At 68.2% G+C, this 25,491-nt stretch carries 17 protein-coding genes and 1 pseudogene; 9 read left to right on the forward strand and 9 right to left on the reverse strand.

From position 1 onward, the window contains the following. Nucleotides 1–267 precede the first annotated feature (267 nt). The 3 genes and pseudogenes from ACQUS8_RS15950 to ACQUS8_RS15960 all read left to right on the forward strand — a co-directional run bounded on the left by ACQUS8_RS15950 (nucleotide 268) and on the right by ACQUS8_RS15960 (nucleotide 2,730). Entirely contained in the window at nucleotides 268–1,506 is a 1,239-nt protein-coding gene (locus ACQUS8_RS15950) for a tyrosine-type recombinase/integrase (protein WP_435102939.1), read from the forward strand. A gap of 254 nt (nucleotides 1,507–1,760) precedes the next feature. Further along, nucleotides 1,761–1,847 (forward strand): annotated as a pseudogene (locus tag ACQUS8_RS15955) (hypothetical protein); the annotation flags it as partial. 16 nt (nucleotides 1,848–1,863) lie between these two features. Continuing rightward, a complete protein-coding gene (locus ACQUS8_RS15960) occupies nucleotides 1,864–2,730 on the forward strand; it encodes a DUF58 domain-containing protein (protein ID WP_435102941.1) in 867 nt (288 codons plus the stop codon). A 21-nt stretch (nucleotides 2,731–2,751) separates the two neighbouring features. On the opposite strand, the gene ACQUS8_RS15965 is transcribed toward ACQUS8_RS15960, so the two are convergent. Continuing rightward, a complete protein-coding gene (locus tag ACQUS8_RS15965; RefSeq protein WP_435102943.1) occupies nucleotides 2,752–6,036 on the reverse strand; it encodes a family 78 glycoside hydrolase catalytic domain in 3,285 nt (1,094 codons plus the stop codon). A 158-nt stretch (nucleotides 6,037–6,194) separates the two neighbouring features. Between ACQUS8_RS15965 and ACQUS8_RS15970 the strand changes: the two genes are divergently transcribed. Together ACQUS8_RS15970 and ACQUS8_RS15975 are read left to right on the forward strand one after the other, a co-directional pair. Beyond that, nucleotides 6,195–7,328, forward strand: coding sequence for a mandelate racemase/muconate lactonizing enzyme family protein (locus ACQUS8_RS15970; RefSeq protein ID WP_435102945.1), 1,134 nt, complete (start codon nucleotides 6,195–6,197; stop codon nucleotides 7,326–7,328). A gap of 306 nt (nucleotides 7,329–7,634) precedes the next feature. Then, entirely contained in the window at nucleotides 7,635–8,654 is a 1,020-nt protein-coding gene (locus ACQUS8_RS15975) for an SGNH/GDSL hydrolase family protein (protein ID WP_435102947.1), read from the forward strand. Nucleotides 8,655–8,885: 231 nt separating this feature from the next. Here ACQUS8_RS15975 and ACQUS8_RS15980 read toward each other — a convergent pair whose 3' ends face one another. From ACQUS8_RS15980 to ACQUS8_RS16005, 6 genes are all read right to left on the reverse strand, one after another. After that, on the reverse strand, nucleotides 8,886–10,781 hold the full coding sequence (locus ACQUS8_RS15980) for an ABC transporter ATP-binding protein (protein WP_435102949.1): 1,896 nt from the start codon (nucleotides 10,779–10,781) through the stop codon (nucleotides 8,886–8,888). An 87-nt stretch (nucleotides 10,782–10,868) separates the two neighbouring features. Continuing rightward, a complete protein-coding gene (thsA, locus tag ACQUS8_RS15985) occupies nucleotides 10,869–12,473 on the reverse strand; it encodes a thermosome subunit alpha (RefSeq protein WP_435102951.1) in 1,605 nt (534 codons plus the stop codon). Between the two features lie 48 nt (nucleotides 12,474–12,521). After that, nucleotides 12,522–13,643 carry an ABC transporter ATP-binding protein gene (locus tag ACQUS8_RS15990; RefSeq protein WP_435102953.1) on the reverse strand — a complete coding sequence of 374 codons (1,122 nt, stop codon included), beginning with the start codon at nucleotides 13,641–13,643 and terminating at the stop codon, nucleotides 12,522–12,524. Continuing rightward, nucleotides 13,640–14,731, reverse strand: a complete 1,092-nt coding sequence (locus ACQUS8_RS15995) for an ABC transporter ATP-binding protein (protein WP_435102955.1) — start codon at nucleotides 14,729–14,731, stop codon at nucleotides 13,640–13,642. The genes ACQUS8_RS15990 and ACQUS8_RS15995 overlap by 4 nt, the downstream gene beginning before the upstream one ends. Nucleotides 14,732–14,788: 57 nt before the next feature. Beyond that, the gene (locus ACQUS8_RS16000) at nucleotides 14,789–15,796 is read right to left on the reverse strand and encodes an ABC transporter permease (protein ID WP_435102957.1); all 1,008 of its coding nucleotides are present in this window, start codon (nucleotides 15,794–15,796) and stop codon (nucleotides 14,789–14,791) included. Between the two features lies 1 nt (nucleotide 15,797). After that, nucleotides 15,798–16,868, reverse strand: coding sequence for an ABC transporter permease (locus ACQUS8_RS16005; RefSeq protein ID WP_435102959.1), 1,071 nt, complete (start codon nucleotides 16,866–16,868; stop codon nucleotides 15,798–15,800). Between the two features lie 130 nt (nucleotides 16,869–16,998). Here ACQUS8_RS16005 and ACQUS8_RS16010 point away from each other — a divergent pair, with 130 nt between their 5' ends. Together ACQUS8_RS16010 and ACQUS8_RS16015 are read left to right on the forward strand one after the other, a co-directional pair. Further along, a complete protein-coding gene (locus ACQUS8_RS16010) occupies nucleotides 16,999–18,123 on the forward strand; it encodes a HEAT repeat domain-containing protein (protein WP_435102961.1) in 1,125 nt (374 codons plus the stop codon). Nucleotides 18,124–18,149: 26 nt separating this feature from the next. Beyond that, entirely contained in the window at nucleotides 18,150–19,916 is a 1,767-nt protein-coding gene (locus ACQUS8_RS16015; RefSeq protein ID WP_435102963.1) for an ABC transporter substrate-binding protein, read from the forward strand. A 61-nt stretch (nucleotides 19,917–19,977) separates the two neighbouring features. Here ACQUS8_RS16015 and ACQUS8_RS16020 read toward each other — a convergent pair whose 3' ends face one another. After that, the gene (locus ACQUS8_RS16020) at nucleotides 19,978–21,999 is read right to left on the reverse strand and encodes an ABC transporter substrate-binding protein (RefSeq protein WP_435102965.1); all 2,022 of its coding nucleotides are present in this window, start codon (nucleotides 21,997–21,999) and stop codon (nucleotides 19,978–19,980) included. Between the two features lie 258 nt (nucleotides 22,000–22,257). On the opposite strand from ACQUS8_RS16020, the gene ACQUS8_RS16025 reads away from it, so the two are divergent. Further along, nucleotides 22,258–22,563, forward strand: a complete 306-nt coding sequence (locus tag ACQUS8_RS16025; RefSeq protein ID WP_435102967.1) for a hypothetical protein — start codon at nucleotides 22,258–22,260, stop codon at nucleotides 22,561–22,563. Here ACQUS8_RS16025 and ACQUS8_RS16030 read toward each other — a convergent pair. Then, nucleotides 22,560–22,856, reverse strand: coding sequence for a hypothetical protein (locus ACQUS8_RS16030; RefSeq protein ID WP_435102969.1), 297 nt, complete (start codon nucleotides 22,854–22,856; stop codon nucleotides 22,560–22,562). The genes ACQUS8_RS16025 and ACQUS8_RS16030 overlap by 4 nt on opposite strands. Before the next feature lie 121 nt (nucleotides 22,857–22,977). Between ACQUS8_RS16030 and ACQUS8_RS16035 the strand changes: the two genes are divergently transcribed. Continuing rightward, on the forward strand, nucleotides 22,978–24,888 hold the full coding sequence (locus ACQUS8_RS16035) for an ABC transporter ATP-binding protein (protein ID WP_435102971.1): 1,911 nt from the start codon (nucleotides 22,978–22,980) through the stop codon (nucleotides 24,886–24,888). The last annotated feature ends 603 nt before the right edge of the window (nucleotides 24,889–25,491 follow it).

Below are 25,491 nucleotides of genomic sequence, written 5' to 3' on the forward strand. Positions count from 1 at the left end.
CTCGTTTTCGCGCACACACCGCCCGGAGCGTCGCCGCTCGCCGTCTCTCGCCCCGATAGCGACTCGTCTCGACGATTCAGCGCACACCCGAATTTGCTATAGCGACATGTAGTGTATGCGTCTGCGACGGTACAGCGCCGCAAACCCGTCTTGCACGGTTGTCTGGTAGCGGACAACCACACAAGACAAACTATTTGTGTTCTGATCCTATTGCTCTACCCACCGAAACCGGCGGGCTTAGAACACCACACCCCCGCCGCGCCCGCTATGACCGACGCTACCTACGCCACGATGGACGAAGCGGCCTGCGCGGCCTTCCTCCGGGAGGAGGTCGTCCCCGAGATGCACGCCGACCCGGAGTGCGACCGCCGTCCCGACGCCGAACCCCCCACCTATCGGTGGCTCAATGGGCACTATCCGGGGTTCGTCAAGCACCTCCAGCGCGAGTTCGACGCCTCGCCCGCCGACTTCTACCGCGAGCACGTCCTCGACGGCGGCGAAGACGACGACTACGACTGGGGGCTTCCGGACGGCGAGGCCGCCGAACGCACCCGAAACCGCCTCGAGGCGCACCTCGACGAACTCCGCTATCGCGGCCACCCCGAGACGACGATTCGCCCCTACCGCGCGCGCCTGAAGAAGTACGTCCAACTCTACTGCGACCTGCACGGCCCCGACCTGCTCGACGGCCTGCGCGACGAGTCCCGGCGCGCCGAGGAGATCGACCGCGCGTTCACGGTCTGTAAGGTCCTCGACCGCACGCTCCAGACGCCCGCCGCCCGCCGGAAGTACGTCGAGGACGTCCGGCGCTTCTACCGCGAACTCGTCGACGCCGGCTATATCTCCTACAACCCGATGCGGCGCATGGAGACCCGCCTCGGCCTCGACGTCCCCGAGTGGGACAACCCCTCGCTCTCCGAGCGCGACGTCGAGACCCTCTGGGCCGAGGCCGACACCCGCCGTGAGCGCCTCCTCGTCGTCGGCCTCTGCGGGTGGGGGTTGCGGCCGTCGGAGCTGGCCGCACTCCACGTCCGGCAGGTCGTCCTCGAGCCCGAGGACGACGACTACCCCTTCCTCGACTTCCGCGACGGCGACCGGAAGAACGGCCCCGGGACGGTGGCGATGCTCGCGGGCGCGGACGTCCTCGACGCCCGCCTCGACGCGATGGCCGACCGCGACGGGTGGACGGGCTACGTCTTCCCCTCCGAGCACGCCGAGGCCGGGCACGTTCACGTCGATACCCTCCGCCGGTGGTTCGCTGACCTCGTCGCGCGCACGGACGTGACCGTCCGAGGCGAGGCCCCGACACCGAAGTACGGCCGGCGCTTCTGGTACTCCCTCTACGGCGAGGCCGTCGTCGAAGTCGCCGAGCGCTTCACGCCCGTCGCCGAAGCCCAGGGCTCCGCCGACGCCAACGTCGTCCTCGAGAACTACCTCAGCGAAGCCGACCGCCGGATGCACCTCCGTGAGGTCATGGCGGACTCCCTCGAAGGGCTGTTCACGTAGATATAGTGCATTCCGCTATATCGAATCTGTCTGTCTCTCCCTGTTCGGTCGCTTCAGCGCGCGTCGAAGCCTACCCAAGGAATTTGTAGGACAGTGACCATCTATCGGCCGTCGGACGATGCCACCCTCCCTCCCGGCGACGCCCCTCCACCCGTCGCGCCGCCAGCACGACCCGTCCCGAACGCGCCCCGCTTCGCGCGTACCCCGCGTAGACCGCCGAGCCACGCCTTCCTTTCCGGGACGGCGTTCCGCGCATGGCGCTCGGTGACGTCTTCGCGCGGCCGCTCGGACTGCTCGCGCTCGCGAGCGTCGTCCCGCTGGTGGTGCTCTATCTTCTCCGGCCGGACCCGCCGACGGTTGAGCTCCCGACGACAGCGTTCCTCAGCGAGGCCGGCGAGCGAACACCGGACGGACTCGTCGCTGCAGGGCGACCAGCACTCGCGGGCGACCGGCGACGGCCTCGTCTACAGCGACCACCGCGAGTACGTCCCGGGTGACGACACGCGCCGCATCGACTGGCGCCTCTACGCGCGCACCGGCGACCTCTACGTCACCCAGTACGAGGAGGAGCGCAACCTCACCGTCCACGTCCTCATTGACGCGAGCGCGTCGATGGACTACGGCGACGGCGACGCCCACAAGTTCGACTACGGCGCGAAACTCGGCCTCGGGTTCGCCTATCTCTTCGGGCAGGAGCACAACGACTTCCGGGTCTCCGTCTTCGGCGACGACGTCTCGCGCCTCGACACCGGCCCGTCGAACCGCGGGGAGGTGCTCGCGCTCGTCGACCGCTGCAACGACATCGACCCCGACGGCGAGACCGACTTCGCGGACGCGCTCGCGGCCTACGCCGGCCGCATCGACTCGCGCTCGCTCGTCCTCGTCGTCAGCGACTTCCTCGCCGACCCGGACGCCGTCGAGGACGGCCTCGCGGCGCTGGCGGACAACCGCCTCGTGCTCGCCCACCTGCTCGCCCCGGACGAGCGCGACCCCGGCGTGATCGGCGACGCCGTCTTCCGCGACCCGGAGACGACGGAGACGCGCCGGACGTACTTCGGCGGCCGCCACGCCGCCGCCTACCGCGAGCGCCTCGACGGCCACGTCGCCACCGTCGCGGACGTCGGCACGGACCTCCGGGCGACGCACGCGCGCGTCGACACCGGCCGGCAGTTCTTCGACGCCTTCGCCGACCTCTGGCGCGACGCGCTCGCCGGCGGCTGGTGACGCCACGACCGCGGCGCCGCCTCAACGGACGGTGAGCGCGTAGTCGCCGGAGCCGACGGTGAGGACGAGGTCGCCGTCGTCCACCCGAACGTCGCGCACGCCTTCGACGGGCACATCAGCCCTTGTGTCCTCGCTTCCGTCCGCGCTGAGGCCGACACCGGACTCTTCGACAGTTCGGTCGGCGGCGTCCGGGAGGCGGACGGTGGCCGTCGCGTTCCACGGCACGGTGACGTCGAGGTCGTAGCCGTCACCGGCTCGCACCCACCCGCTCGACACCTCCCCGGTCGGCGTCTCGACAGACGCGTCGGCCCAGTCGAGGCCGTTGGCGAGCGTCGGCGCGACGGTGACGTGCTCAGTCAGCGGGTCGTCGCCGACGCGGAGACCACCCAGCACCTCGTAGAGGAACTCGGAGACGTGCGTGTACGGCGAGTGGTTGAGCGAGTTCATCCCGGAGCCGACGCTCTCGTCGGAGTCCCAGCGCTCCCACATCGTCGTCGCGCCCTCGCGGGCCATGTAGACCCAGCCCGGTTTCTCGGGCTGGCGCACGATGTCGACGGCGAGGTCGGCGTGGCCGTGGTCGGCGAGCGTGTGAATGAGCGGGCGCGTCCCGAGGAAGCCCGTGCGGAGGGTGCGCCCGTCCGACTCGACCTTCTCGACGAGGCCCTCGACGACGGCCTCTCTGTGCTCGTCGGGCACGAGACCCATGTAGAGCGGGACTGCATAGGAGGACTGCGTACCGGGACCATAGGTCGCCGTCTCCGGGTCGAAGAACCGGTCGTTGAACGCCTCCTTCACCGCGGCGGCACGGTCGGCGACGTGCTCGGCGTCCGTCTCGTTGCCGAGGACGCCCGCAATCTTCCGGAACGTGTCCGACACCTGATAGTGGTAGGCGGTGGTGAACAGCTCGATGGGGAGGCCGCGCCGGTCGTCCACCTCCTCATCACAGTTCTCGAACGCCAGCCAGTCGCCGAACTTCCCGTAGCGCTCGGGGAGGATGCCGTCCTCGGTCACGGAGTGCCAGTAGTCGAGGTAGTCGCGCATCCCCTCGTAATGCTCGCGGAGAACGCCCACGTCGCCGTCGTGCCGGTAGAGGTACCACGGAATCAGCACGCGCGTCACGGACCACGTCGGGTCCGCGGGGCCGCCCGCGCGGTCCGGGATGACGTCCGTCACGTAGCCCATCTCGGACGCCGCATCAGCGTGGTCGCGCAGCCATTTCTCCTCGAAGCGCCGTGCGTCGAAGTTGTAGAGGAGCGCGCGCGTCGAAATCTGGGCGTCGCCCGTCCAGCCGAAGCGCTCGTCGCGCTGCGGGCAGTCCTCGGGGATCGAGTGCGTGTTCGAGCGGAGCCCCCAGACGGCGTTGTGCTGGACCTGCGAGAGGTCGGCGTCCGAGCACGCGAACGCGCCCCGTTCGTCCATCGCGGTGTGGACGACCTCTGCCGTCACGTCGTCGGGGTCGAGGTCGCCGGGGTAGCCAGATACTTGCGCGTAGCGGAAGCCGTGGTAGGTGAAGCGCGGCGCGTACTCCTCGATGTCGTCGCCGCGCGCGACGTAGGTGTCCGTCGCGTCCGCCGAGCGCAGGTCGGTCGTCGAGAGGTCGCCGTCCTCGGTGAGCGCCTCGGCGTGTCTGAGGACTACCTCGTCGCCCGCCTCGGTGCCCCGGACGGTGACGTCGAGCCAGCCGGTGAGGTTCTGCCCGAAGTCGAGAATCGGCCCCTCGGGGTGGTCGTGGACGTCCTGCACGTCGATTGTCTCGACGACGTCCATCGGTTCGACGTGCTGGGGTTTCAGGACGCCGCCGGGCGCGGAGACGGGTTCCGCGCTCGCCCAGTCGTCCGTGTCAGCGCCCGGATTCGCCCAGTCCGGTTGTGCGAGGCGCGCGTCGTAGCGCTCGCCGTTGTAGACGTCGTTTTCGGTGATTGGGCTCTCTGTCGCCTCCCAGTTGCCGCTCGTGGCGAGCGTCTGCGTCGTCCCGTCCGCGTAGCGGACGGTGAGGTGGGCGCGTGCGCGCGGCGACCCGGCGCTCGTCCAGTGTGCGGCGGTCTTCGCGAACCAGCCTCGGCCCAACCAGAGGCCGAGCGCGTTCGTCCCCTCCTCGAGGGCGTCGGTCACGTCGCTCGTCGTGTAGAGCACGCGCTCCTCGTAGTCCGTCCACCCGGGATTGAGCCGGCCCTCGTCGACCGTCTCGCCGTTGACGTATGCCTCGCCGTACCCCACCGCGGCGACGTGGAGGCGCGCCGACGCCACCTTGCCGTCGACGTCGAACTCGGTTCGGAGGTGTGGCGAGTCGGACGCGCGCGTCGACTCGGTGACGCCGTTCACGAGGTGCTCGCGGCCCCACGTCGCCGTCTCGACGCTCGAGGACGCCGTGACGGACTGGCCGGCCGCGTGGTCGACTCCGTCGGCGCCCTCGACGGTGAGCGCGGCGAGCGCGAAACAGTGCCACGTCCCCGCCCGCTCGCGTTTCCGCTCCTCGGCGCCGAACGGGTGGCCGTCGGGTTCGAGCGTGTGGAGGTCAGTCGCGGTCACGCGGACGTACCGGCCCGACGCCGCGGCGTCGTGGCGCGCCGGCGTCGCGCGCCGGACCGTCCGGCGGCCGTGTGACTCGCCCGTGTCGGCGTCCGGGACGTCGGCGACGACGGTCGCGTCCGCGAACGCGGGGTCGTCCGCGACCTCGACGCGGTAGGCGTCCGGGAAGCCGAAGCCGCGAATCGGGCTGTCCGTCCAGTCCTCGGTAATGGCGCGGCCGTCCGGCGTCCGGAGCGTCGTCACCGGCGCCGCGGGGTGGAGCGCCACGCTCCGTATCTCGCGGGACTCGCCGAAGTCGACCTGCACCCACTCCGCCCCGTCCCAGCCGTCCGCGCGCCAGCGGCCCCGCCAGCCGTCGGTGTCGCCGACGCCGGGCTGGTGGGTGACCCACTCGCCGCGCCACTCGCGTTCGCGGCGCGCCGTCGTGAACGTCGCGGGGGCCGCCCATTCAGTCTCGGCACCCCGCCGTGTCCGCAGTTGTACGGACCAGACGTAGGTCGTGTCGGACGCGAGCGGCGGCCCGCCGTACGCGACACCGGTCGCCCGCCGTGCGTCCACCCAGCCGCTCTCCCACGTGTCGCCGTCGCCGTTCGCGACGGCGTCCCGGTCGCGCCCGACGGCGACGCGGTACGCCGCTTGCCCGGCGTCGCGGTCGTCGGTGTCGAGTCGCCACGAGAAGCGCGGGTCGCGCTCGGGGTCGACGTTTCGCGGGTCGGCCTCGCCCTCGACCCGGAGCCCGGTCGGTCGCGCGTCCCGCGACGCGTCCTGTGACTGCATCGTCGTGTGCCTCTCTCACACGACGAATAAATCGTTCGGAACCGACACGTCCACCGCGCGTTCGCCAAGCGAGAACGACGGACTGGAGATGAACACGTCCCGGGGTCGCCGATACGGCTGGACAAGCTATATCGGGGTCCGTTTAGTCGTCTCCGGGTATGCGACTCACCGACATCGACGTCATCCCTGTCTCACACTCGCTCCCCGCGGGCGAGGGTCTCGGGGACGCGCGCGGCTTCGGCCACGAGCGCGGGACGACGCTCCTCCGCGTCGAGACCGACACCGACCACGTCGGGTGGGGCGAGGCGTTCGCTCCTGGTCCCATCGTGCAGGCCACCGTCGACGAGCTGTTCCGCGACGAGGTGGTGGGCATGGACCCGTTCGACGTCGAATCACTCGCCGACCGGAGCTACACCGACCCCTACCACTTCGGCGGGAGCGTCTTCGTCCAGAGCGCGCTCAGCGCCATCGACGTCGCGTGCTGGGACCTCATCGGGAAGGAACTCGGCCGGCCCGTCCACCGGATTCTCGGCGGCCGCAAGCGCGAGACGCTCCTCCCCTATGCCTCGACGATGTACTTCACCGAGCGCGACCGGCCGGTCGCCGAACCCATCGAGGAAGCCGTCGCCGAGGGGTTCACCGCCGCGAAAATCAAAATCGGCACCGGCGTCGAGGAGGACGTCGAGCGCGTCCGTGCCGCCCGCGAGGTGCTCGGCCCCGACGCGCGTCTGATGGTCGACTGCAACGGCAACTATCGACCCGACCAGGCGATTCGTTCCGCGCGCGCCATCGCCGAGTACGACGTCACGTGGATGGAGGAGCCGGTGCCCCCGGAGAACTTGGAGGGGTATCGCGAGGTCCGCGAGCACGTCGGCATCCCCCTCGCCGCCGGCGAAGCCTACTACGGGCGCTTCGCGTTCAAGCGTCTCATCGACGACCGCCTCGTCGACGTCGTCCAGCCGAACCTCGCGCGCTGTGGCGGGCTCTCGGAGGCGCGCCGCATCGCCTCGATGGCGAACACCGCGAACGTCGCCGTCCGTCCACATATCTGGAACTCCGCGGTTGGCCTCGCCGCCGCCGTCCAGTTCGCCGCGAGCGTCTCCGACTACCCCCACACCCGCCACGTTCCCGACCCGATGATGGTGGAGTTCGACCGGTCGCCGAACCCGCTGCGTTCCGAGTTGCTCGAGGACCCCTTCGACCCGAGCGGCGGGGAACTCGACGTCCCACAGGCGCCCGGTCTCGGCATCGAGGTTGACGCGGACGCGCTCGAACGCTATCGCGACGACTGACCGTTCGCCGACGGTGAACGGAGACGCGACAGTCGGGGAACTTGCGCGGAGAACAGGGTTGACAGCCGCAGACTGTTCTCCTTTAGAAAACAAATATTAAACGGCAGGAAAGAGAGTGGATAACGGATATGTACTAATAAACACCTCATTAACGCGGGTAAGTATTTAGAAAATTGGGAGAATTATGGGGGATATGGATAATAAGGCGCTTAAAAACACGTCCTCCTACCGAAAACGACTGGGTTGCTCGCCGGCCGCGACCGCAGGTGCCGGAGTTTAACTCGGCGGCTGTCGAACGGCGTCCTGATGAGTGACCTGCCGTTCCCCGACGTCTCGCTCCACAACGTTGCGGAGACCGCTTCCCCCGACTGGACCGACGGTGGCCACCGGCTCTGCCGGGTTCCGGCGGCCGTCGGCGCGAACCTGAACGTCGACGCGCGCGAGCGCCTCCGGCATCCGACCGGCGCCGAACTCCGCTTCGTCCCCGAGTCGTCGGACGCGACGGCGACGGTCACGCTCTCCGCGCCCGAGGAGACGGTCGTCCAGCCGTTCTGGGGGCCGTTCCAGCCGAGCGAGCCGGTCGAAATCGGGCCGGAGCCAACGACACACGAGTTCTCGCTTCCGCCGCGCGTCCGCGACCTTGACCCCGACGTAGCGGCCGGCGGCGCGTTCGACCACCGCGTCTGCCGACTGCGCTTCGACGGCTGGGTGCCCGCCGCCGTCCACGATGTCTCCGGTGCCGTCCGCGCGCCTACGAACGACGAACTGCCGCGGGCGCGCTACCTCGCGTATGGGACGTCCATTACCGAGGGCGCGTGGGCGTCCGCACCCCACCTCTCCTACGTCGCTCGAACCGCCCGCCACCTCGGCGTGGACGCGTTGAACCTTGGCTGCTCGGGCTCTGCGTTCTGCGAACCCGCGATGGCCGACTACATCGCGGGTCGCGAGGACTGGGACGTCGCGACGCTCGCGCTCTCCGTCAACATGGCGAACCGCGGCTTCACGCTCGAACAGTTCCGCGAGCGCGCCGCCGCGCTCGTGGACACGGTCACCCGCGCCCACCCCGAGACGCCAGTCGTCTGCGTCACGCTCTTCCCGTATCACGCTGACGTCGTTGCGGGCGACGACCCGGAGCGCGCCGCCGACTTCCGCGCGGCACTCCGCACCATCGTCGCCGACGCCGACCACCAGAACCTCCACATCGTCGAGGGCGCAGACCTGATGGACGCGACGTGCCTGACGAGCGACGTCCTCCACCCCGGCGACGACGGGATGATCCAGATTGGGCGCGCCCTCGCGGAGCGCCTTGCTCCGCTCCTCGGCTGACACGCCGCGTTCGATAATTCGGAACGGCGGCTTCGCCGTACACGCACACCGAGAGTCGCGTATTCGGTGCCGTGCGGACCCCTCGGTGGTATTCTATCTAAATAACACACGATATCCGGACGGAATTACGGAAGTATATACGTAAAGAACGGCGCCGACTCGCGGCGATGTTATCGACCGCGAACAGCTCGTTACCCATCGTGAAACACTACTGCCGTGTTCGCGGACGGCTCAATCGCCGTGGTCGCGCGCGACGCGCTCGACGAACGACTCGGGGAGTTCGTCGATCTCGCCGGCCTGCACGCGCCAGAGGTTCGCGTAGAGGCCGTCGCGTCCGAGCAGTTCCTCGTGGGTGCCGCGCTCGACGATTTCGCCGTCCTCGAGAACGAGGATGGTGTCGGCGTTCTTCACCGTGGAGAGGCGGTGGGCGATGAGGAACGTCGTCCGGTCGGCGGTGATGTCGTCGAGGCCGCGCTGGATGAGCATCTCCGTCTCCGTGTCGACGTCGCTCGTCGCCTCGTCGAAGATGAGGATGGACGGGTCGGCGAGGACGACGCGCGCGATGGCGACGCGCTGGCGCTGGCCGCCCGAGAGCTTCACGCCCTCCTCGCCGACCTGCGTGTCGTAGCCCGCCTCGAGGTCCTGGATGAACTCGTGGGCCTGCGCGACCTTCGCGGCCTCGACGACGGCCTCGTGGTCGGCGTCGAACGTCCCGTAGCGGATGTTCTCGGCGATGGTGCCCCCGAAGAGGTAGTTCTCCTGGCTGACGTAGCCGATGGCGTCGCGGAGGCTCCCGAGGGAGACGTCCCGGACGTCGTGGCCGTCGACGCGCACGGCCCCCTCGTCCGGGTCGTACATCCGCGTGAGGAGCTTGAGAACCGTGGACTTCCCCGCGCCCGTCGGCCCGACGAGCGCCACCGTCTCGCCCGGTTCGGCGGTGAAGTCGATGTCCTCGACGACGGGGTCGCCGGCTTCCTCGTAGGCGAAGGAGACGTCGTCGTACTCGACGCGCCCGTCGGGATTCTGGAGGTCGACGGCGTCCGTGTCGTCCGCGATGGCGACGGGCATGTCGAGGAGGCCGATGACGCGCTTGCCGGAAGCGCGGGCGTTCTCGTACTGCTCGATGATGCTCGCCACGCGCTTCAGCGGGCCGGTGAAGCGCTGGCTCATGAAGAGGAACGTCACGAGCGCGCCCACCGAGAGCGTCCCCGAGAGGAACGGCGGCGGCCCGATGACCACCCAGTAGCCCCCGACGATGAACGTCACGCTGAACGAGGCGTCCGTGATGAGGCTGCTCCCCGGGTGGTAGAGCGTGCTGAGCTTGATGCGGTCCCAGTTCGTCGAGAAATACCGATAGGAGACGTCGTGGACGCGCTCGGACTCGTACTCCTCCGTCGTCATCGTCTTGATGAGGTGGATGCCCCCGATGTTGTTCTCCAGGCGCGTGTTCATCCCGCCGACGCTCGCGCGAATCGCGTCGTAGACGGGTTCGACTCGACGCATGAACCAGACGGTGAACGCCGTGAGCAGCGGGACGGCGACGAGCGTGACGACGGCGAGCTGCCAGTTCAGGTAGACGAGGATGATCGTGATGCCGAAGAGGACGGTGACGATGCGGACGGCCTGGCTGAGCGCGTCGTCGAAGAACGTCTCGAAGTTCGAGACGTCGTTGTTGAGCACGCTCATCAACTCGCCCTTCTGCTGGTCGTCGAAGAAGCGCGCGTCGAGGCGCTGGAGTTTGTCGTACGTTGAGGTCCGGATGTCGTGCATCAGCGAGTGGCTGTAGTAGTCGACGGCGAGCATCCGGGCCGTCCTGAACACCGCTGTCGCCGCGAAACACCCCAGTATCAGCGCGAAAGAGAACCAGAGTTGGTCCGCGCGCGCCGCCGGAATCCACGATGCGGGGACGAGTGGCAACTCGTAGGCCGTCGTCTGGTTGAACACCGCGTCGATGGCGACGCCGAGGATGAACGGCGGGAGGAGCGAGACGAGGCGCTCGACGAGGCTGATGGCGAGGCCGACGCCGAACCAGCGGCGCTTGTCGCTCCCGAACGTCGTGAAGATGCGCAGTAGGGGCCTCTCGACTTGGTCACGGTACCACTCGAAGTCGCGTGTGCGGTCGGTCACTCGCGTCGCCGTACCCTCGGCGTCGTGATAAGAATTCGCCTCCCCGCGCTCGCTTGCAGCGACCGAAAATCCCGGCCCGATGGCACCCTATGGCAGGTCGCTCGCGGAGACGACATCGTCGATGCGTAGGAGCATCGTCGCGGCGTCCATGGCGGCCTCGACGGCCGTCGTCTTCACGCGCAGCGGCTCGACGACGCCCGCCTCGAACGCGTCCAGCACGCCACCGGTGTCGGCGTCAAATCCGGCGTGGCCGTCGCCGCCGGCGTGGGCAGCGCGGAGCGCGACCAGCGCGTCGATGGGGTCGTGACCGGCGTTCTCGGCGAGGGTGCGCGGGCCGACGTCGAGGGCGTCCGCGAACGCCTCGACGGCGAGCTGCTCGCGGCCCTCGACCCCGTCCGCGTAGTCGCGCAGGCGGCCGGCGAGTTCGATTTCGGGCGCGCCCGCGCCCGGGAGGACGGCGCCGCACTCGATGGCGGCGCTGACGACGCCGAGCGCGTCCGTGACGGCGCGTTCGACCTCGTCGAGGACGTGCTCGGTGCCTCCGCGCAGGAGGACGGTCCCGACCTCGCCGCCCGCGCCGTCGCTGAAGACGAACGTCCGCTCCGGTTCGGCGTCGTGCGTGTAGCCGTACGCCCGAATCCGCTCCTGCTCGACCCGTCCCGCGTGCCCGAGGTCGGCGGCCGTCGCGTCCGCGAGACTGGAGACGCGCGTCGCGCCCGTGGCGGCCGCGACGTGCGCGCGGTCCTCCTCGTCCACGCGTCGGAGCGCGAGCACGCCCGCGTCGGCGAAGCGCGCGAGCGCCCGGTCGTCGATACCGCCGTCCGCCAGGACGACGTCCGCGCCCGTCCCGACGAGGTGGTCGACCATCCCGTCGAGTTCGGCCTGCTCGCGCTCCACGAAGGCTTCCGCGGCCTCGAAGTCGCCGACGGTCGCCGTCGCGTCGTCGACCTCGGGGGCCTCGATGTCGCCCTCGTAGACGAGCACGGACGCGTCCTCGAACTGACGGGGCATCCCTTCGTGGGGCGCGTCGACGTCCACGAGCGCGCCGTCGACGAAACGCGAATCGGTGAGCGACCCGCCGGGGAACGACCGGACGACAGCGGCGTCCCGGTCGACGCCGCCGTCCGGCCGGGTGGCCACCTCGACGGCGGCGACGACGAGCGACGCCAGGTGGTCCTGTGCGGCCTCCGCACCCTTCCCGGAGAGCGCGGTGGCGGCGATGGCTTCGAGCGTCTCGGTGTCGTCGGGGTCGACGGGGTCGGCGTGCTCCGCGAGGAACGCCTGTGCGCGCTCGGCAGCCTCCGCGTACCCCGCCGTCACCGTCGAGGCGGCGACGCCGCGCTCGAGGAGGTCGTCGGCCTCCGCGAGCAGTTCGCCCGCGAGCACCACCGCGGATGTCGTCCCGTCGCCGACCTCCGCCTCCTGGGTCTCGGCCACTTCGACGAGGAGGTCGGCGGCCGGATGGTCGATGTCCATCTCCTCGAGGAGCGTCACGCCGTCGTTCGTCACGACGACGTTCCCGCTGGAGTCGAGGAGGAGCTTGTCCATTCCCTTCGGGCCGAGCGTCGTCCGCACGGCGTCCGCGACGGCCCGCGCCGCGGAGACGTTCATCGCTCGCGCGTCCTCGCCGGACGCACGTTCGGACTCCTCGGAGAGCACGACCGTCGGTCCGCCACCACGTTGTCCTTGCATAGACGAGAGGTATCCTACACGAACGATAAAAGTGTTTCCGTCGTGCGGTCAGTCGCCCCGCGCCGTCGCCTCGCCGTCCGTGCCGATGTCCGTCCCGTCCGCCTCGTCCTCGAGTTCGGGCGAGTCCCAGTAGGCGTGGTCGTCGAGCTGTCGGAAGCACGCGACCCGCGTGTCGTACTCCGTCTCGAAGTGTGCCGGCTCCTCCTGCGTACACGCCTCGCGGGCGTGCGGACAGCGCGTGTGGAACTTACAGCCCGACGGGGGGTCCTTCGGGTCCGGCACGTCGATTTTCCGGATGGGTGGCTCCTCCTCGACGGCTTTCGCCGCCGCGTCCGGGTCGATGGGCGGCATCGACCACCGCAGTACCTTCGTGTAGGGGTGCTGGGGGTTCTGCACGATGTCGTCCGGGTCACCGATTTCGACGATTTCGCCGAGGTACATCACCGCGATTTTCCCGCCCGCCTGCTTCGTAAGGTAGCGCGCGTTCGCGAGGTCGTGGCTCACGAAGAGGTAGGAGGTGTTGAACATCCCCTGCAGGTCGATGATGAGGTCCATCATCTCGACGCGGAGGCTCACGTCGAGGGCGCTGATGGCCTCGTCGGCGAGGATGACGTCCGGGTTCATCAGGAGTGCGCGCCCGAGCGCGACGCGCTGTTTCTCCCCACCCGAGAGCTGGTGGGGGTACCGGTCCGCGTAGTCCTCGACCGGCTCCATCCCGACGTACTCGAGGTAGTGGTAGATGGTTTCGAGGCGCTCCTCGGGCCCGAGGTCCGTCCGCCACTTCTTCAGCGGGTCGGCGAGGAGCGCGCGGACGCGCCGCGACCCGTTCAGCGCGCTCGCGGGGTCCTGATGGATGATTTGGAGCGAGCGCCGGATTTCCGTCCACGGAATGTCGGCGTCCCGGGAGTCCTTCGCCTCCCAGATTTCCTGCCCGCGGTAGTTCACGTCGCCCCCGGTCGGGCGCTGGAGGCCGACCGCCGCCTTCCCCAGCGTCGTCTTCCCACAGCCGGACTCGCCGACGAGTGCGATGACGTCGTTCTCCTCGAGCGTGAGGTCGACGCCGTCGACGGCGCGCACCGTCTGCTCGGAGAGCAGACTGCGGACCATCCCGCCCGGGTTGAAGTGCACTTCCACGTCCTCGAGCTCGAGCAGCGGCGTCCCGTCGCTCATCGGGCGTCACCCCGTTCGGCGCCGTGAAGCAGGTAGGGCACCGTCTCGCGCGCCTCGTCGACGTAGTAACAGGCGGCCTCGTGGCCGGGGTCCGCGGCGTGCATCTCCGGGTCGTTCGCCTCACAGCGGTCGTCGGCGAGTGGACAGCGCGGGTGATACGAGCACCCCTGCGGGATGTTCACCGGGTCGGGACTGGCGCCCTCGATGGCCTCCATCTCCTCGATTTTCGTGTCGACGTTCGGCACCGAGCGGAGCAACGCGCGCGTGTAGGGGTGGGCGGCGTCGAGCAGGAGTTCGCGCGTCGGTCCGACTTCGACGAACTCGAAGGCGTACATCACGGCGATGCGGTCCGAGAGCCCCGCGACCAGCGGCAGGTCGTGCGTGACGAAGACGATGGTCAAGTCGAAGGTGTCCCGGAGTTCGCGCAGCATCGAGATGATGGAGCGCTGCATCAGCATGTCGAGCGCCGCCGTCGGTTCGTCCATCACGAGGACGTTCGGCTCGAGGACGAGTGAGAGCGCGATGAGCGCACGCTGTTTCATCCCGCCCGAGAGCTCGTGCGGGTAGGAGTTGAGGACGCGGCCCATGTCGAGGTGGAGCGCGTCGAAGACGTCCGCGACGTGCTCCATGCACGCGTCGAGGTCAGCGTCGTGTGCGCGGACGGTCTCCTCGAAGTGCGTCCGAATCTTCATCGTCGGGTTGAACGAGTTCATCGCGCCCTGGAAGACCATCGAGATGTCCTCCCAGCGCAGCGCCGAGAGCTGTTTCTCGTTCAGGTCGAGGACGTCGATCGCCTCGTCGTCGAGGCGCGCGTGCGTCTGGCCCTTCGGGTAGTAGGTGATGTCGCCGGTAGTGACGCCGGGGTCCTCGACGGCGTCGAGGATGGAGGCGGCGAACATCGACTTCCCGCTGCCGGATTCGCCGACGACGGCGAGGATTTCGCCGCGCTCGACTTCGAGGTTCACGTCGTTCAGCACCTGCGAGGTGCCCCGCGAGAGGTCGAAGTGCACGTTCGTCTCCTCGATGTCGAGGACGACGTCCTTTTGTGAGCCGGTGCGCCCAGTCTGCGTGGAGTTCTGTATTGCCATTGTCTGCTTACTTCGTGTCGCTTCGCGCGCTGTTCGTTCGGCGTCGCCGTGTCCGTCTCACGACTCGTCACCTCCGGTGGTGTTGCTGTGGCGGGCGCGCAGTCGCGGGTTGAACACGCGGTCGAGACCCTGTGAGAACAGGATGAGCGCGAAGTTCAGCCCAGAGAGGACGACGAGCGGGAAGAACAGCCAGTGCCATGCGCGGGCGGGGTTCGAGACGGCGTGCCCCTGCGAGTACGCGAGGTTGATCATGACGCCCCAGTTCAGCGTGTTGAACGGGAGGATGTTCAGGAAGTAGAGCGCGACGGAGGAGTTGATGACGAACGTCGCCGCGCCCGCGGCGTTCACGAGGATGTAGGGTGCGATGTTCGGGAGGAGCTCCTGTCTGATGATGGTCGGCGTCGAGAGCCCCATCGCGCGGGCGGACTCGACGTAGTCCTCCTCGCGGAGCGTCAACACCTGTGAGCGGATGGCACGCGCCAGCCCCGGCCAGTTGTCGATGGAGACGATGGCCCCGACGAGGAACGGGTTCGTCGGCGTGTAGACGGCGGCGAGCACCATGATGAGCGGGAGGCCCGGGATGATGATCTGGAGGTCGGTCAGCCCCATCAGCGCCTCGTCGATGCGGCCACCCTTGTAGCCCGCGACGAAGCCGATGATGACGGCGACGACGACGGCGAAGAGGATGCCGGCGAGCGCCATCTCCAGCATCGCCGGCGTCGCGTGGACGATGCGCCGGAAGATGGAGCGCCCGACGTTGTCCGTCCCGAGCGGGAACGACCACTGCTGGAACGGCTGGAGGTAGCGCGGGCCGCGGTTGAGCTCGGGTTGCGGGATGAGAATCACGCCGAGCGACCCCATGAGGAGGTAGCCGAGGACACCGAGGCCGCCGACGACCGTCCGCCAGTCCTCGGAGGCGATGCGGAGCGGCGCGAGGACGTACGCGTCGAAGAAGCGCCTGAGACGCTTCCGATGCGTTATCCGTGTCCGGGTGTCGTCGCCCGTCCCGAAGATCTGTTCTTTCGTCACTTCGCCGCCGTCGGTCTGTGGGTCTCGGGAGGTCATGTCAGTAGCTCTCTCTCTGGTCGCCGGTGCCGGCGCGTGGGTCGATGAGTCCGTACGTGAAGTCCGCGATGAGCGTCCCGAGAATCGTCAGGAGCGCGAAGAAGATGAACGCCCCCATCAGGAGCGGGTAGTCCTGATACTGGAGCGCCTCGAACGTGTACCATCCGACACCCGGATACTGGAAGATGCGTTCGGTGATGACGCTCGAACTGAACAGCGCGGAAATCCCGATGATGATGGACGTGTAAATCGGGAGGATGGCGTTCCGCGTGAGGTAGCGTGTCAGGATGCGGTTCGTGCTCAGCCCCCGGATGTTCGCGAGCCGGAGGTAGTCCGAGCCCATGATGCTGATGGCGTTCCCGCGCATCTGGAGCGAACCGCCGGCGAAGCCGACGATGAAACTTGACCCGATGGGGAGGATGGAGTGTCTCACCATCCCGATCATGAATTCGAGATTGAACCCGGGGGTCGCCTGTGACGGATAGCGCCCGCCGGTCGGCAGCAGGTGCCACTGGAAGCCGACGAGGCTGAGGAGGACGATGGCGACGACGAAGTAGGGGACCGAGTTCATCACGAGGACGAAGACGGTGAGGCTGCTGTCCGTCCGCGTCCCCTGACGGTAGGCCATGAGCGCCCCGATGAGGATGTTCGACGTGTATCCGAGAAACAGGCCGTAAACGCTGATGAAGATTGACCACGGCATCGCCTTGAACAGGATTTTGAACACCGGGTCGCTGTAGGCGATCGACTGTCCGAAGTCCTGGTGGATGATGATGTCCTTCAGGTAGCCGTAGTAGGCAAGCGGTATCGGTTTCGAGGGGTCGATGCCGGTCAGCACCTTCGCCCGGTGGGCGATCCGGGCCATGTCGACGTGCCCCTGCTCCTGGCGCATCTGCTGAACCATCTGCGTCATCATCGCATCGAGCGGCCCGCCCGGCATCAGGCGGTAGAGCGCGAACACGACGAACATCCCGAGGAGGAACGTGGCCGTCGCGCGCAGGATGCGGCGGACGTAGTAATTCCGCAGGAACGCAATGGCTCTCAACCCTATTCTCCGGGTGTCATCTCTCATATCCATCACAGTGTGTGACACCCTCATTATTATATCTTTGGTTGTGCTGAACGCGAGTTCTCGGGCGCGTACGCCCCGAAACGCCGCACTCGACAGTACACTTATTCGCGGCCGGCCGCATGACTCAGACATGACCGACACGGAGACTCGCGTGCACACCCTCCTCGAGAAGGTGCGAACCGACCCCGAACCGGCGGACGCCGACCGCCTCCTCGCGTTCTTCGACGCCGACGACCCCGCGGTCCGTCGGCGCGCCGTCGAGGGCGTTCGCGTCCTCGGCGGCTACGACCGGACCTTCCTCGCGTACGCCGTCGACGACTTCGTCGAGCGCCTCGACGACCCCGCTGACCAGATTCGCGTCGACGCCACCGCCGCGCTCGGCGACCTCGGCGAAGTCGACCCCGACCCGTACCGCGACGCCGCCGACGCCCTCGCCGCGTGCCTCGCCGACGACTTCTCGCTCGTCCGGTGGAACGCCCTCGAAGCCCTCTTTCACCTCACTCGCAGCGCTCCCGAGGCCGTCCGGCCGCACGTCGAGGCCATCCGCCCCTTCCTCGACGCGGAGGCTGAACACGTCCGCGAGCACGCCCTCGTCTCGCTCGCCGCCGTCGCACCCGACCGCCCCGCGTTCGTCGAGGCGCTCCGCGAGCCCGAAGTCGACGTCGCCGGCGTGCCCACGCGGGACGGCGACCCCGCGCCGCAACTGCAGGACGTCCGCGAGGAGCAGTTCGCGCGCCAGCGGACGCGACGCCGGACCGCCGGCCGCGCCATCGTCGCCGTCGCCCGCGACGACCCCGACGCGGTCGTACCGTGCGCCGACACGCTCGCCGACCGTCTCACCGACCGCGACCCGCGCGTCGCAGTCGCCGCCGCCGACACCCTGTTTGCGCTCGCGGACGCCGACCCCGCCGTCGTCCGCCCGCACATCGACGCGCTCGCCGGCCGACTCGACGCCGACGCGCCGGCGGACGTCCGCACGAGCGCGCTCCGCGTTCTCGCCGTTGCCTCCCCCGACACCCCGTCGGCCGTCCGTGACGCCGTTGCCCCCGCCGTCGACATTCTCCGAGACTGCCTCCACGACGAGGAACCCGCCGTCCACGCGAGCGCCGCGACGCTCCTCGCCCTCCTCGCCGACGACGACCCCGACATCGTCGAGCCCGTTACCGCGCGCCTCCGCGCCCTCCGGGAGACTGGCGACGAACCGTACGTTCGCGCCGCCGCCGCCGACGCGCTCGAGGCGGGGCGCGGCGTTTAACCCGGTCCGGTGGCTACCCAGCGACCATGACTGACGACGACTCGAGTGTGACGCGTCGACGCTTCCTCGGCGCGCTCGGCGCGGGCGGCACGCTCGGCGCGCTCGCGGGATGTCTCGACGGCGGCGGGAACGGGGACGACATCGGCGACTCGACCACGGTCTTCGGGACGGTGTTCTCACACTCGACGGAGCGCGCGCAGCTCAACCCGTGGGGCACGCAGTACCCTGCGGACTTCGCGTCGCTCGTCTTCGACCCCGCCGTCGAGCGCACCCACGCCGGCCGCTACGAGGTTGGCCCCCTGCTCGACGCCGTCGAACTCGATGGTTCGACGGTCACCGTGACGTACAGCGACGCCTACACGTGGTGGAACGGCGACCCCGTCGACGCCCGTGACGCGTGGGTCGCCCACCGCATCGACGAGTTCGTCGCACCCGACGGCACCCCGACGGCGACGCTCGTCGACGACTACACGATTCGCTACAGCCTCGACGCGCCCCGTGCGCGCCACCTCGTGCTCTCGAACGTCGTCCGCGGCGTCGACGCCCCGGCGTCCGTCTTCCGGTCGTGGCTCGAGCGCTTCGAGGACGCCTCCTCGACGGCGGCGCGCGAGCGCGTCGCCGCCGACCTCCGGTCGTTCCAACTCGACCTCGATACGGTGCGCGAACGCGGCCTCGGCTTCGGCCCCTACGAGCTCGTGGAGGTGTCGCCGAACCGCCTCCTCCTCGAGCGCCACGACGACCACCCGAACGCGGACGCGCTCTCGATTCCGCGCCTCTGGCTCCCCGTCGCGAAGGCCTCGCAGGCGAACGGCCTCATCGGCGAGGGCACCCTCGACGGCGGACAGGGCCTCCTCGCCGACCGAGGTGCGAACCCGCCCGACTACATCGAACAGCGCGCCCGCTACCGGACGACCGGCGGGACGAAACTCGTGGTGAACTGGCGCAACGAGCACCTCGCGCGTCGCGCCGTCCGCCGCGCGCTCTTCTGCGCGCTCCCGATTCCGACCGTCGTCGAGAACGCCGCGTGGGGGAGTCCGCCGCGCCGGCAGACGGGGCTCGCCGCTCCCGCCGCCGACGACTGGCTGGACGACGCGATCCGCGCCTCGCTGCGCACCTATCCCGTCGCGGCGGACACGGAGCGCGCCGCGACACTCCTCCGCGACGCCGGCTACACTCGTGACGATGGCGACTGGTACGGGCCGAACGGCCGACGGCTCGCGCTCCGCCTCGACACGCTCCTCGACAAGGCGTGGGGGTCGAGCGCGCAGCTCATCGCGAACTCGCTGCGCGCGTTCGGCGTCGGCGTCGACGTCACGCAGTCGCCGGCGTCCTCTTTCCTCGCGGTCAGCCGCCGCGACGAGTACGACCTGCTGCTCTGGTGGACGACCGGGACGCCGTACGCCGCCTACGACGTGACCGACCCGTCGCCCGCGACGCTCGGCTACGGCGTCACGGACGCGGCGACTGAGTCCGCGCTCGGCCGTCCGGTCGAACCCGAGGTGCCGACGGGCGACGGCGGGACCGAGACGGTGGACCTCCTCGAGACCTGGCGGCGCATCGAGCGGCCGACCGCCGAGGCGGAGACGGCGGCCGCGGCCCGGACGTTCGCGCGCTGGTGGAACCACGCGCTCCCGGACTTCTACCTCGCGACGGCGACGAGCGGCGTCTGGGGGAACGCGCGCGACTTCTCGTGGCCGGCCGCCGACGACCCGGCCTATCGGACCGCAGGGTCGGACGGACACGCACTCCACGCGCTCCTGCGGGCGGGTGACATCGCACCGGCCGAGCGCTGACGCGACCGCTCACGGCGTCGCGCGCGAAAGAAGAGGACCGACAGTCGTCGTCGCCTCGTCGTCAGGGCTTCTCGTAGTCGGTGTTGTACTTCACCTGTGGGATGCCGCCGAGGACTTGGAAGTCGTCGCCGCCGAACTCCTTCGAGAGCTGGTTTATCTGCTTGCCTTGCGGCGCGAACTTGAAGTCCCGGACGTTGCCGTAGAGTCCAGCCTTGTACTGGTGGAAGTGGAAGTCGGGCAGGTAGAAGTTGTACCAGCGCGCGCACTGCCGGAGCATCGTCTGGTACTCGTCGTCGGAAATATCGGGCGCGCGGAGTTTGTGGATGATTTTCGCGAGGTCGATAGTCTCGCCGTTCGGGAGGTCGGGGTCGCGGCCCGCCTGGTCGGGCGCTTCGATGGAGCCGATTTCCTTCGGAATCTCGGGTTGGAGCGGCCGCCCGAGTGTGTCGACGGTGTCGCGGTGCTGACTGCCGTGGTCCTGGTAGTCGACGACGGCCTGCCCGGGGTTGTCGTTCGGGTCGCCGCTGATGAAGCCCATGCGCCACCAGTTCCCGTGCGACCAGAACTCCTTCCACGGCTCGTTGTCGTTGTCCCACGTGAAGACGGCGTCGTAGTTCTCGTTCTCGGGCTTCAGCGCCTTCGAGAACGCGGTGTTCGGCAGCCCCTTCACGTTGAGGTTGACGCCGAGGTCCTGCATGTTGGCCTGCATCGTCTGCGTCGCGCCGATGTACGCCTTCGTCGGGCCGTAGTAGTTGACCTCGAAGGACGCCGTGTCGCCGTCGGGGCCGACCCACTTCCCGCCCTGCTTCGAGTAGCCGCCTTTCTTCAGCCACTTCTCGGCGAGCGCCATGTCGGACTTAATCGGGTACGTGTAGAGTTTGTCGAGGAACTCCTTCGAGAAGGTCTGCTCGGCGAGCGTGTCGAGCATCCCCGTGTGGTGTTGGGAGCTCTTCGAGACGCCGACGCCCCACCCGTTCTGCCGGAGTGCGTCCCAGTCCGTCGCGGCGACGACGGCGCGGCGGAACCAGAGGCGGCCGAGGTGCTTGTTGTGCTTCCAGTTGAACATCAGGGTGTCGCCGCCGAGCTGGAGCCACTCCTGAATCTGCTGGATGTAGTCGGGGAGGGTGGCGCGACTCGCGCCGCCGGTCCCCGCGGACTTCTCGGGGATGTAGCCGTTCCCGATGTCGACCTTCCCGTTGGTGGTGAGGACCTGCGTCCGGTCGCCGTTCGCGAACATCATCTCGAGGTTCGGGATGGTCGCGTGCTCGGCGTTCGGGTGGTCGTCGCGCAGCTTCGCCGTAATGCCCTGGTCGGAGACATCGTCACGCGACTCGATCTGGTAGAGGCCGGAGCCCCAACCCTCCTCGGCGAACTTGCCGAAGGAGACGCGGGTGCTCCCGAGTTCCTTGCTGACGGAGTTCACCGCCTCTTTCGTCGAGGCGTCCTCGAACTTCTGGACCCACTGCTTGGTGAAGCCGGGGTGGAACGGGATCGAGGACGGCCCGCTGGGGTAGTTCTTCCCGCGGATGACGAACTTGTTCGCGGGGTCCTTCTCCTGCCCCTCGACTTCCCCCTTGTTCCGCCAGCCCTTGTACGTCCACTTGTCGACGACCTCGTAGTTGAACGTCGAGGTCTTGACGAACTTGTTGCCGTCGTTGAAGTAGTAGACGCGGTCGTGGAGGCGGCGCGCCTCGGCGTCGATGTCCGTCCCGTCCCAGTACTGCAGGTCCTCTAGCTCCCACGTCCACTCGTAGGGCGGGTTGACGGTCATGTCCTTCAGCATGGAGTAGACCTGTATCTGGTCCGTCCCCTCGACCCACGGCGCGTCGAAGGTGCTCCCGCTGAGCTTGTACTCACCGGTCGCGGGGTCCTGTGGCGCGGCGAGTTCGGTGATCCACGTGAGGCCGGTGTTCTTCACGGTCGTCGCCCACGGTTGGAGGTTGGACTGGGAGGCGACGTTGTTCACGGTGACCGATAGCGTGTCGCTGACTGGTGTGTTCCCGCCGCCCCCGCCCTCCGACGTCCCGCCGCCGTTCGAGGTGTCGCCGTCCGAGGACCCGCCACAGCCCGCGAGACCGGCCATTCCGCTACCTGCCAGTAACGCGACGTACTGGCGTCGAGACAGTCCACTGTCGTCTTGTGTACGGTCGACGTGCCGCATGGTCGGTACTTGGCACACAATATCATAAATGTTCTGGATGATTTAGAGATGACATAAATTAGTTTGCGCTCGCGTGAGCGTCTGCCCGCCCGCGCTCGGCCACACGCGCCTGTTTGACCTACTGTACCACGGCAACCATTGGCGCAATATTGAAATACTACTCTTCCTATACCACGAACGATGAGACGCGAACTGGAGCTAGCGAGAGAGGAGTCGAGCGGCGCGCAGATGTACCTGCTCGCCGCCTACTACCTGATGGCGCGCAACTTCCTGATGACTATCGTCGGCATCGGGGTCGTGATGGCCGCCGTCGGGTGGGCGTGGAACCTCTCCATCGGACAGCCGACGCCGACCAACGAACCGACGCGGACGTTCGCCGGAATGCTCGGCGTCTGGGGTGCGTCGTTCGCCCTCTTCGGCGCCCTCTCCTACGTCGCGCTCTGGCTGCTGAAACTCCGTTCCGAGCGTCGGGCCGCGACCAACTAACTCCAGCGCGCCGCATTGTGCCGCCTGAGCTTTCGGCAGTACCAGAGCGCCGCCCCGAGCACGACGACGGCGCCGGTGAGCGCGACGACGTTCAACACCGAGACGACGAACAGCGCCGTCCCGGACTCCACGACGAACAGGTAGGGTAGCTGGACGCCGAGGAAGAGCACCGCGATGGCGAACAGCGCCATGAGCTGAGTCCGCCGGTCACAGAGCTCTACCAATAGCGGGTCGAGTCGCTCGCTCACGACGTAGCCCGTCCCGTTCTCGGTTCCGCCGGTGGATTGGTCCATACGCTCTGGTGCCGGCCTCGAGTGAAAAGTGTTTCCACGCCACACTCGCAGCTCGCACGGCGGCTGACGACCCGAACCGACCGGAACCTTTTCAGGAGTCTGACTGAACGTTCACACCACTATGGCCGAGCCCGCTGACGACGACGAGTTCGCGGAGATACGCGCGGAGGACGGCAACGCCATCTGGCGGCTGTTCCGCGAGTACGGCGGGGGCTACCGCCCGCAGTTCGCCATCGGCGGGACGGCGAGCGTTCTCTCGGTCGCGATGGAGCTCGTCCCCGCCTACGTCCTCTCCGTCGCCATCGACACCCTGTTCACGAACAGTCGCCCGTTCGGCTTCCCGTACGTCCCCGACGCGTGGCTCCCCGACACCGCCGGCGCACAGTTCCTCCTCCTCGGCGGCGTGCTCGTCGTCGCCTACTGCCTGAGCGCCGGGCTGAGCTGGGTGAACAGCTACACGTGGAACGACTTCGCCCAGCACTTCCAGCACGAAGTCCGCGTCGACACCTACGACGCAATGCAGCGCCGCGAGACGGGGTTCTTCGACGACCGCCAGACCGGCGAAGTGATGAGCGTGCTGAACAACGACGTCAACCAACTCGAGGGGTTCCTGACGAACGACCTCAACATGTTCATCAACATTGTCGTCCGCGTCGGCGGCATGGGCGTCGTGATGTTGCTCATCAACTGGCGACTCGCGCTCATCCCCGTCCTCGTCATCCCGCTGCTCGGCCTCGTGAGCCACTGGTTCGTCACGACTATCCACCCGAAGTATCAGGACGTCCGGCAGGCCGTCGGCGCGCTGAACTCCCGCCTCGAGAACAACATCGGCGGCATCGAGACGGTGAAGGCGTTCACGACGGAGCGCTTCGAGACCGAGCGCGTTCGGGACGCCTCCGAAGAGTACCTCGACTCGCAGTGGGACGCCATCACGACGCGCATCCTCTTCTTCCCGAGCCTCGAAATCCTCACTGCCACCGCGTACGTCGCTGTCTTCCTCATCGGCGGCTGGTGGGTCGTCACCGGGTCGCCGCCCCTCCCGTTCTTCACGGGTACGATGACGACGGGCACAGTCGTCCTCTTTCTCAGTTATTCGCGGCGCTTCGTCTGGCCGATGCGCCAGTTCGGCGAGATCATCAACAGCTACCAGTACGCGGAGGCGGCGGGCGAGCGCATCGTCGGCCTCCTGCAGATGGAGCCGCGCGTCGGCGCGGAAGAGGACGCAATTACGCTTGAGGGCGTCGAGGGCCACGTCGAGTACGACGGCGTCTCCTTCGCCTACGAGGACGAGCGCGGCGAGTCCGAGGAGGTCGTCCTCCGGGACGTCTCCTTCGAGGCCGACCCCGGCGACTACGTGGGGCTCGTCGGCCCGACGGGCGCCGGGAAGTCGACCACGATGAAGCTCCTCCTGCGCTTCTACGACCCGGACGAGGGCGCGGTCCGTCTCGACGGCCACGACGTCCGGGACGTCTCCCTTGAGAGCCTCCGCGACGCTATCGGCTACGTCTCGCAGGACCCCTATCTGTTCTACGGGACGGTGACGGAGAACATCGCGTACGGCCTCGAAGACATTGATTCGGACGCCGTCGTGGAGGCGGCGAAGATGGCGGGCGCGCACGACTTCGTCGCGGACCTCGACGACGGCTACGAGACGATGGTGGGCGAACGCGGGGTGAAGCTCTCGGGCGGGCAGCGTCAGCGCGTCGCGCTCGCGCGCGCCATCCTCCGCGACCCGGACGTTCTCGTGCTGGACGAGGCGACGAGTCATGTGGACAACGAGACGGAGCTGGCGATTCAGCGTTCGCTCACGGACCTCACGGCCGACCGGACGACGTTCGCCATCGCCCACCGCCTCTCGACGGTCCGTGACGCGGACACCATCCTCGTCTTCGAAGACGGCGAAATCGTCGAGCGCGGCACCCACGAGGAGTTACTCGCCGCGGACGGCCTCTACGCGGACCTCTGGAACGTGCAGGTCGGCGAGATGGACGCCGTCGCCGCCGACCGCGTCGGGTCGCCCAACGCCGAGTAACCACTCCACCCCCGCCCGCGCTCGCGGGTCGTTTTTTCGTGTCCGTCCGTGCCTTGACAGTCGCGACGCTCCCGATGCCGGCCGTCGTCGCTCCCTGCCGGACGCTCGCTACATCGGAGTGGGACGTCCGTTCAGGGATCGTGAATGAGTCGTCGCCACCGTCGGCTTCACACCATCGTCGCCACGCTCGCGTTACAGCAGTATGTCTGTAAACGAAAGCATCACCCCGTAACGCCGGCCATTAGTTAACAATCGTCCACGATAGATGTCTTGTGTGAACGTATAACGCACCACGGCTGTCAGCATCACTCGGTGGCCGTTCGACAGTGCGTAACGACCTGTACGGTGCGCTGACGCCGCCAGCACCCCGTCGAACCTCGTTTCGGGGCGCTCTCCGACGGGTACATATCGATTGCTCAAAGTGAACATAACTATCGATAACTAACTATTTTGTGTGTCGGGTGTGTGAGCGAGACCATGCTCAAGGAAGCGTCGAACCCGGTTAAATCGACGATTCGGACGCTCGAGGTGTTAGAAGGTCTACGGGAGTTGAACGGTGCGCGCGTGACGGAGCTCGCCGCCCACCTCGACCGGCCGCGCAGC

This window comes from Halarchaeum sp. P4, from assembly GCF_051195175.1.
In the GTDB taxonomy this organism is placed as follows: Archaea; Halobacteriota; Halobacteria; order Halobacteriales; family Halobacteriaceae; genus Halarchaeum.

What these genes read in the sequence shown, in the direction of transcription:
- ACQUS8_RS16025 (WP_435102967.1), top strand. Translation starts at nt 22,258, where the DNA reads ATGAGACGCGAACTGGAGCTAGCGAGAGAGGAGTCGAGCGGCGCGCAG.
- thsA (WP_435102951.1), bottom strand. Translation starts at nt 12,473, where the DNA reads ATGCAAGGACAACGTGGTGGCGGACCGACGGTCGTGCTCTCCGAGGAG.
- ACQUS8_RS15965 (WP_435102943.1), bottom strand. Translation starts at nt 6,036, where the DNA reads ATGCAGTCACAGGACGCGTCGCGGGACGCGCGACCGACCGGGCTCCGG.
- ACQUS8_RS16015 (WP_435102963.1), top strand. Translation starts at nt 18,150, where the DNA reads ATGACTGACGACGACTCGAGTGTGACGCGTCGACGCTTCCTCGGCGCG.
- ACQUS8_RS15995 (WP_435102955.1), bottom strand. Translation starts at nt 14,731, where the DNA reads ATGGCAATACAGAACTCCACGCAGACTGGGCGCACCGGCTCACAAAAG.
- ACQUS8_RS16005 (WP_435102959.1), bottom strand. Translation starts at nt 16,868, where the DNA reads ATGAGAGATGACACCCGGAGAATAGGGTTGAGAGCCATTGCGTTCCTG.
- ACQUS8_RS16020 (WP_435102965.1), bottom strand. Translation starts at nt 21,999, where the DNA reads ATGGCCGGTCTCGCGGGCTGTGGCGGGTCCTCGGACGGCGACACCTCG.
- ACQUS8_RS16030 (WP_435102969.1), bottom strand. Translation starts at nt 22,856, where the DNA reads ATGGACCAATCCACCGGCGGAACCGAGAACGGGACGGGCTACGTCGTG.
- ACQUS8_RS15990 (WP_435102953.1), bottom strand. Translation starts at nt 13,643, where the DNA reads ATGAGCGACGGGACGCCGCTGCTCGAGCTCGAGGACGTGGAAGTGCAC.
- ACQUS8_RS16035 (WP_435102971.1), top strand. Translation starts at nt 22,978, where the DNA reads ATGGCCGAGCCCGCTGACGACGACGAGTTCGCGGAGATACGCGCGGAG.
- ACQUS8_RS16000 (WP_435102957.1), bottom strand. Translation starts at nt 15,796, where the DNA reads ATGACCTCCCGAGACCCACAGACCGACGGCGGCGAAGTGACGAAAGAA.
- ACQUS8_RS15975 (WP_435102947.1), top strand. Translation starts at nt 7,635, where the DNA reads ATGAGTGACCTGCCGTTCCCCGACGTCTCGCTCCACAACGTTGCGGAG.
- ACQUS8_RS16010 (WP_435102961.1), top strand. Translation starts at nt 16,999, where the DNA reads ATGACCGACACGGAGACTCGCGTGCACACCCTCCTCGAGAAGGTGCGA.
- ACQUS8_RS15970 (WP_435102945.1), top strand. Translation starts at nt 6,195, where the DNA reads ATGCGACTCACCGACATCGACGTCATCCCTGTCTCACACTCGCTCCCC.
- ACQUS8_RS15950 (WP_435102939.1), top strand. Translation starts at nt 268, where the DNA reads ATGACCGACGCTACCTACGCCACGATGGACGAAGCGGCCTGCGCGGCC.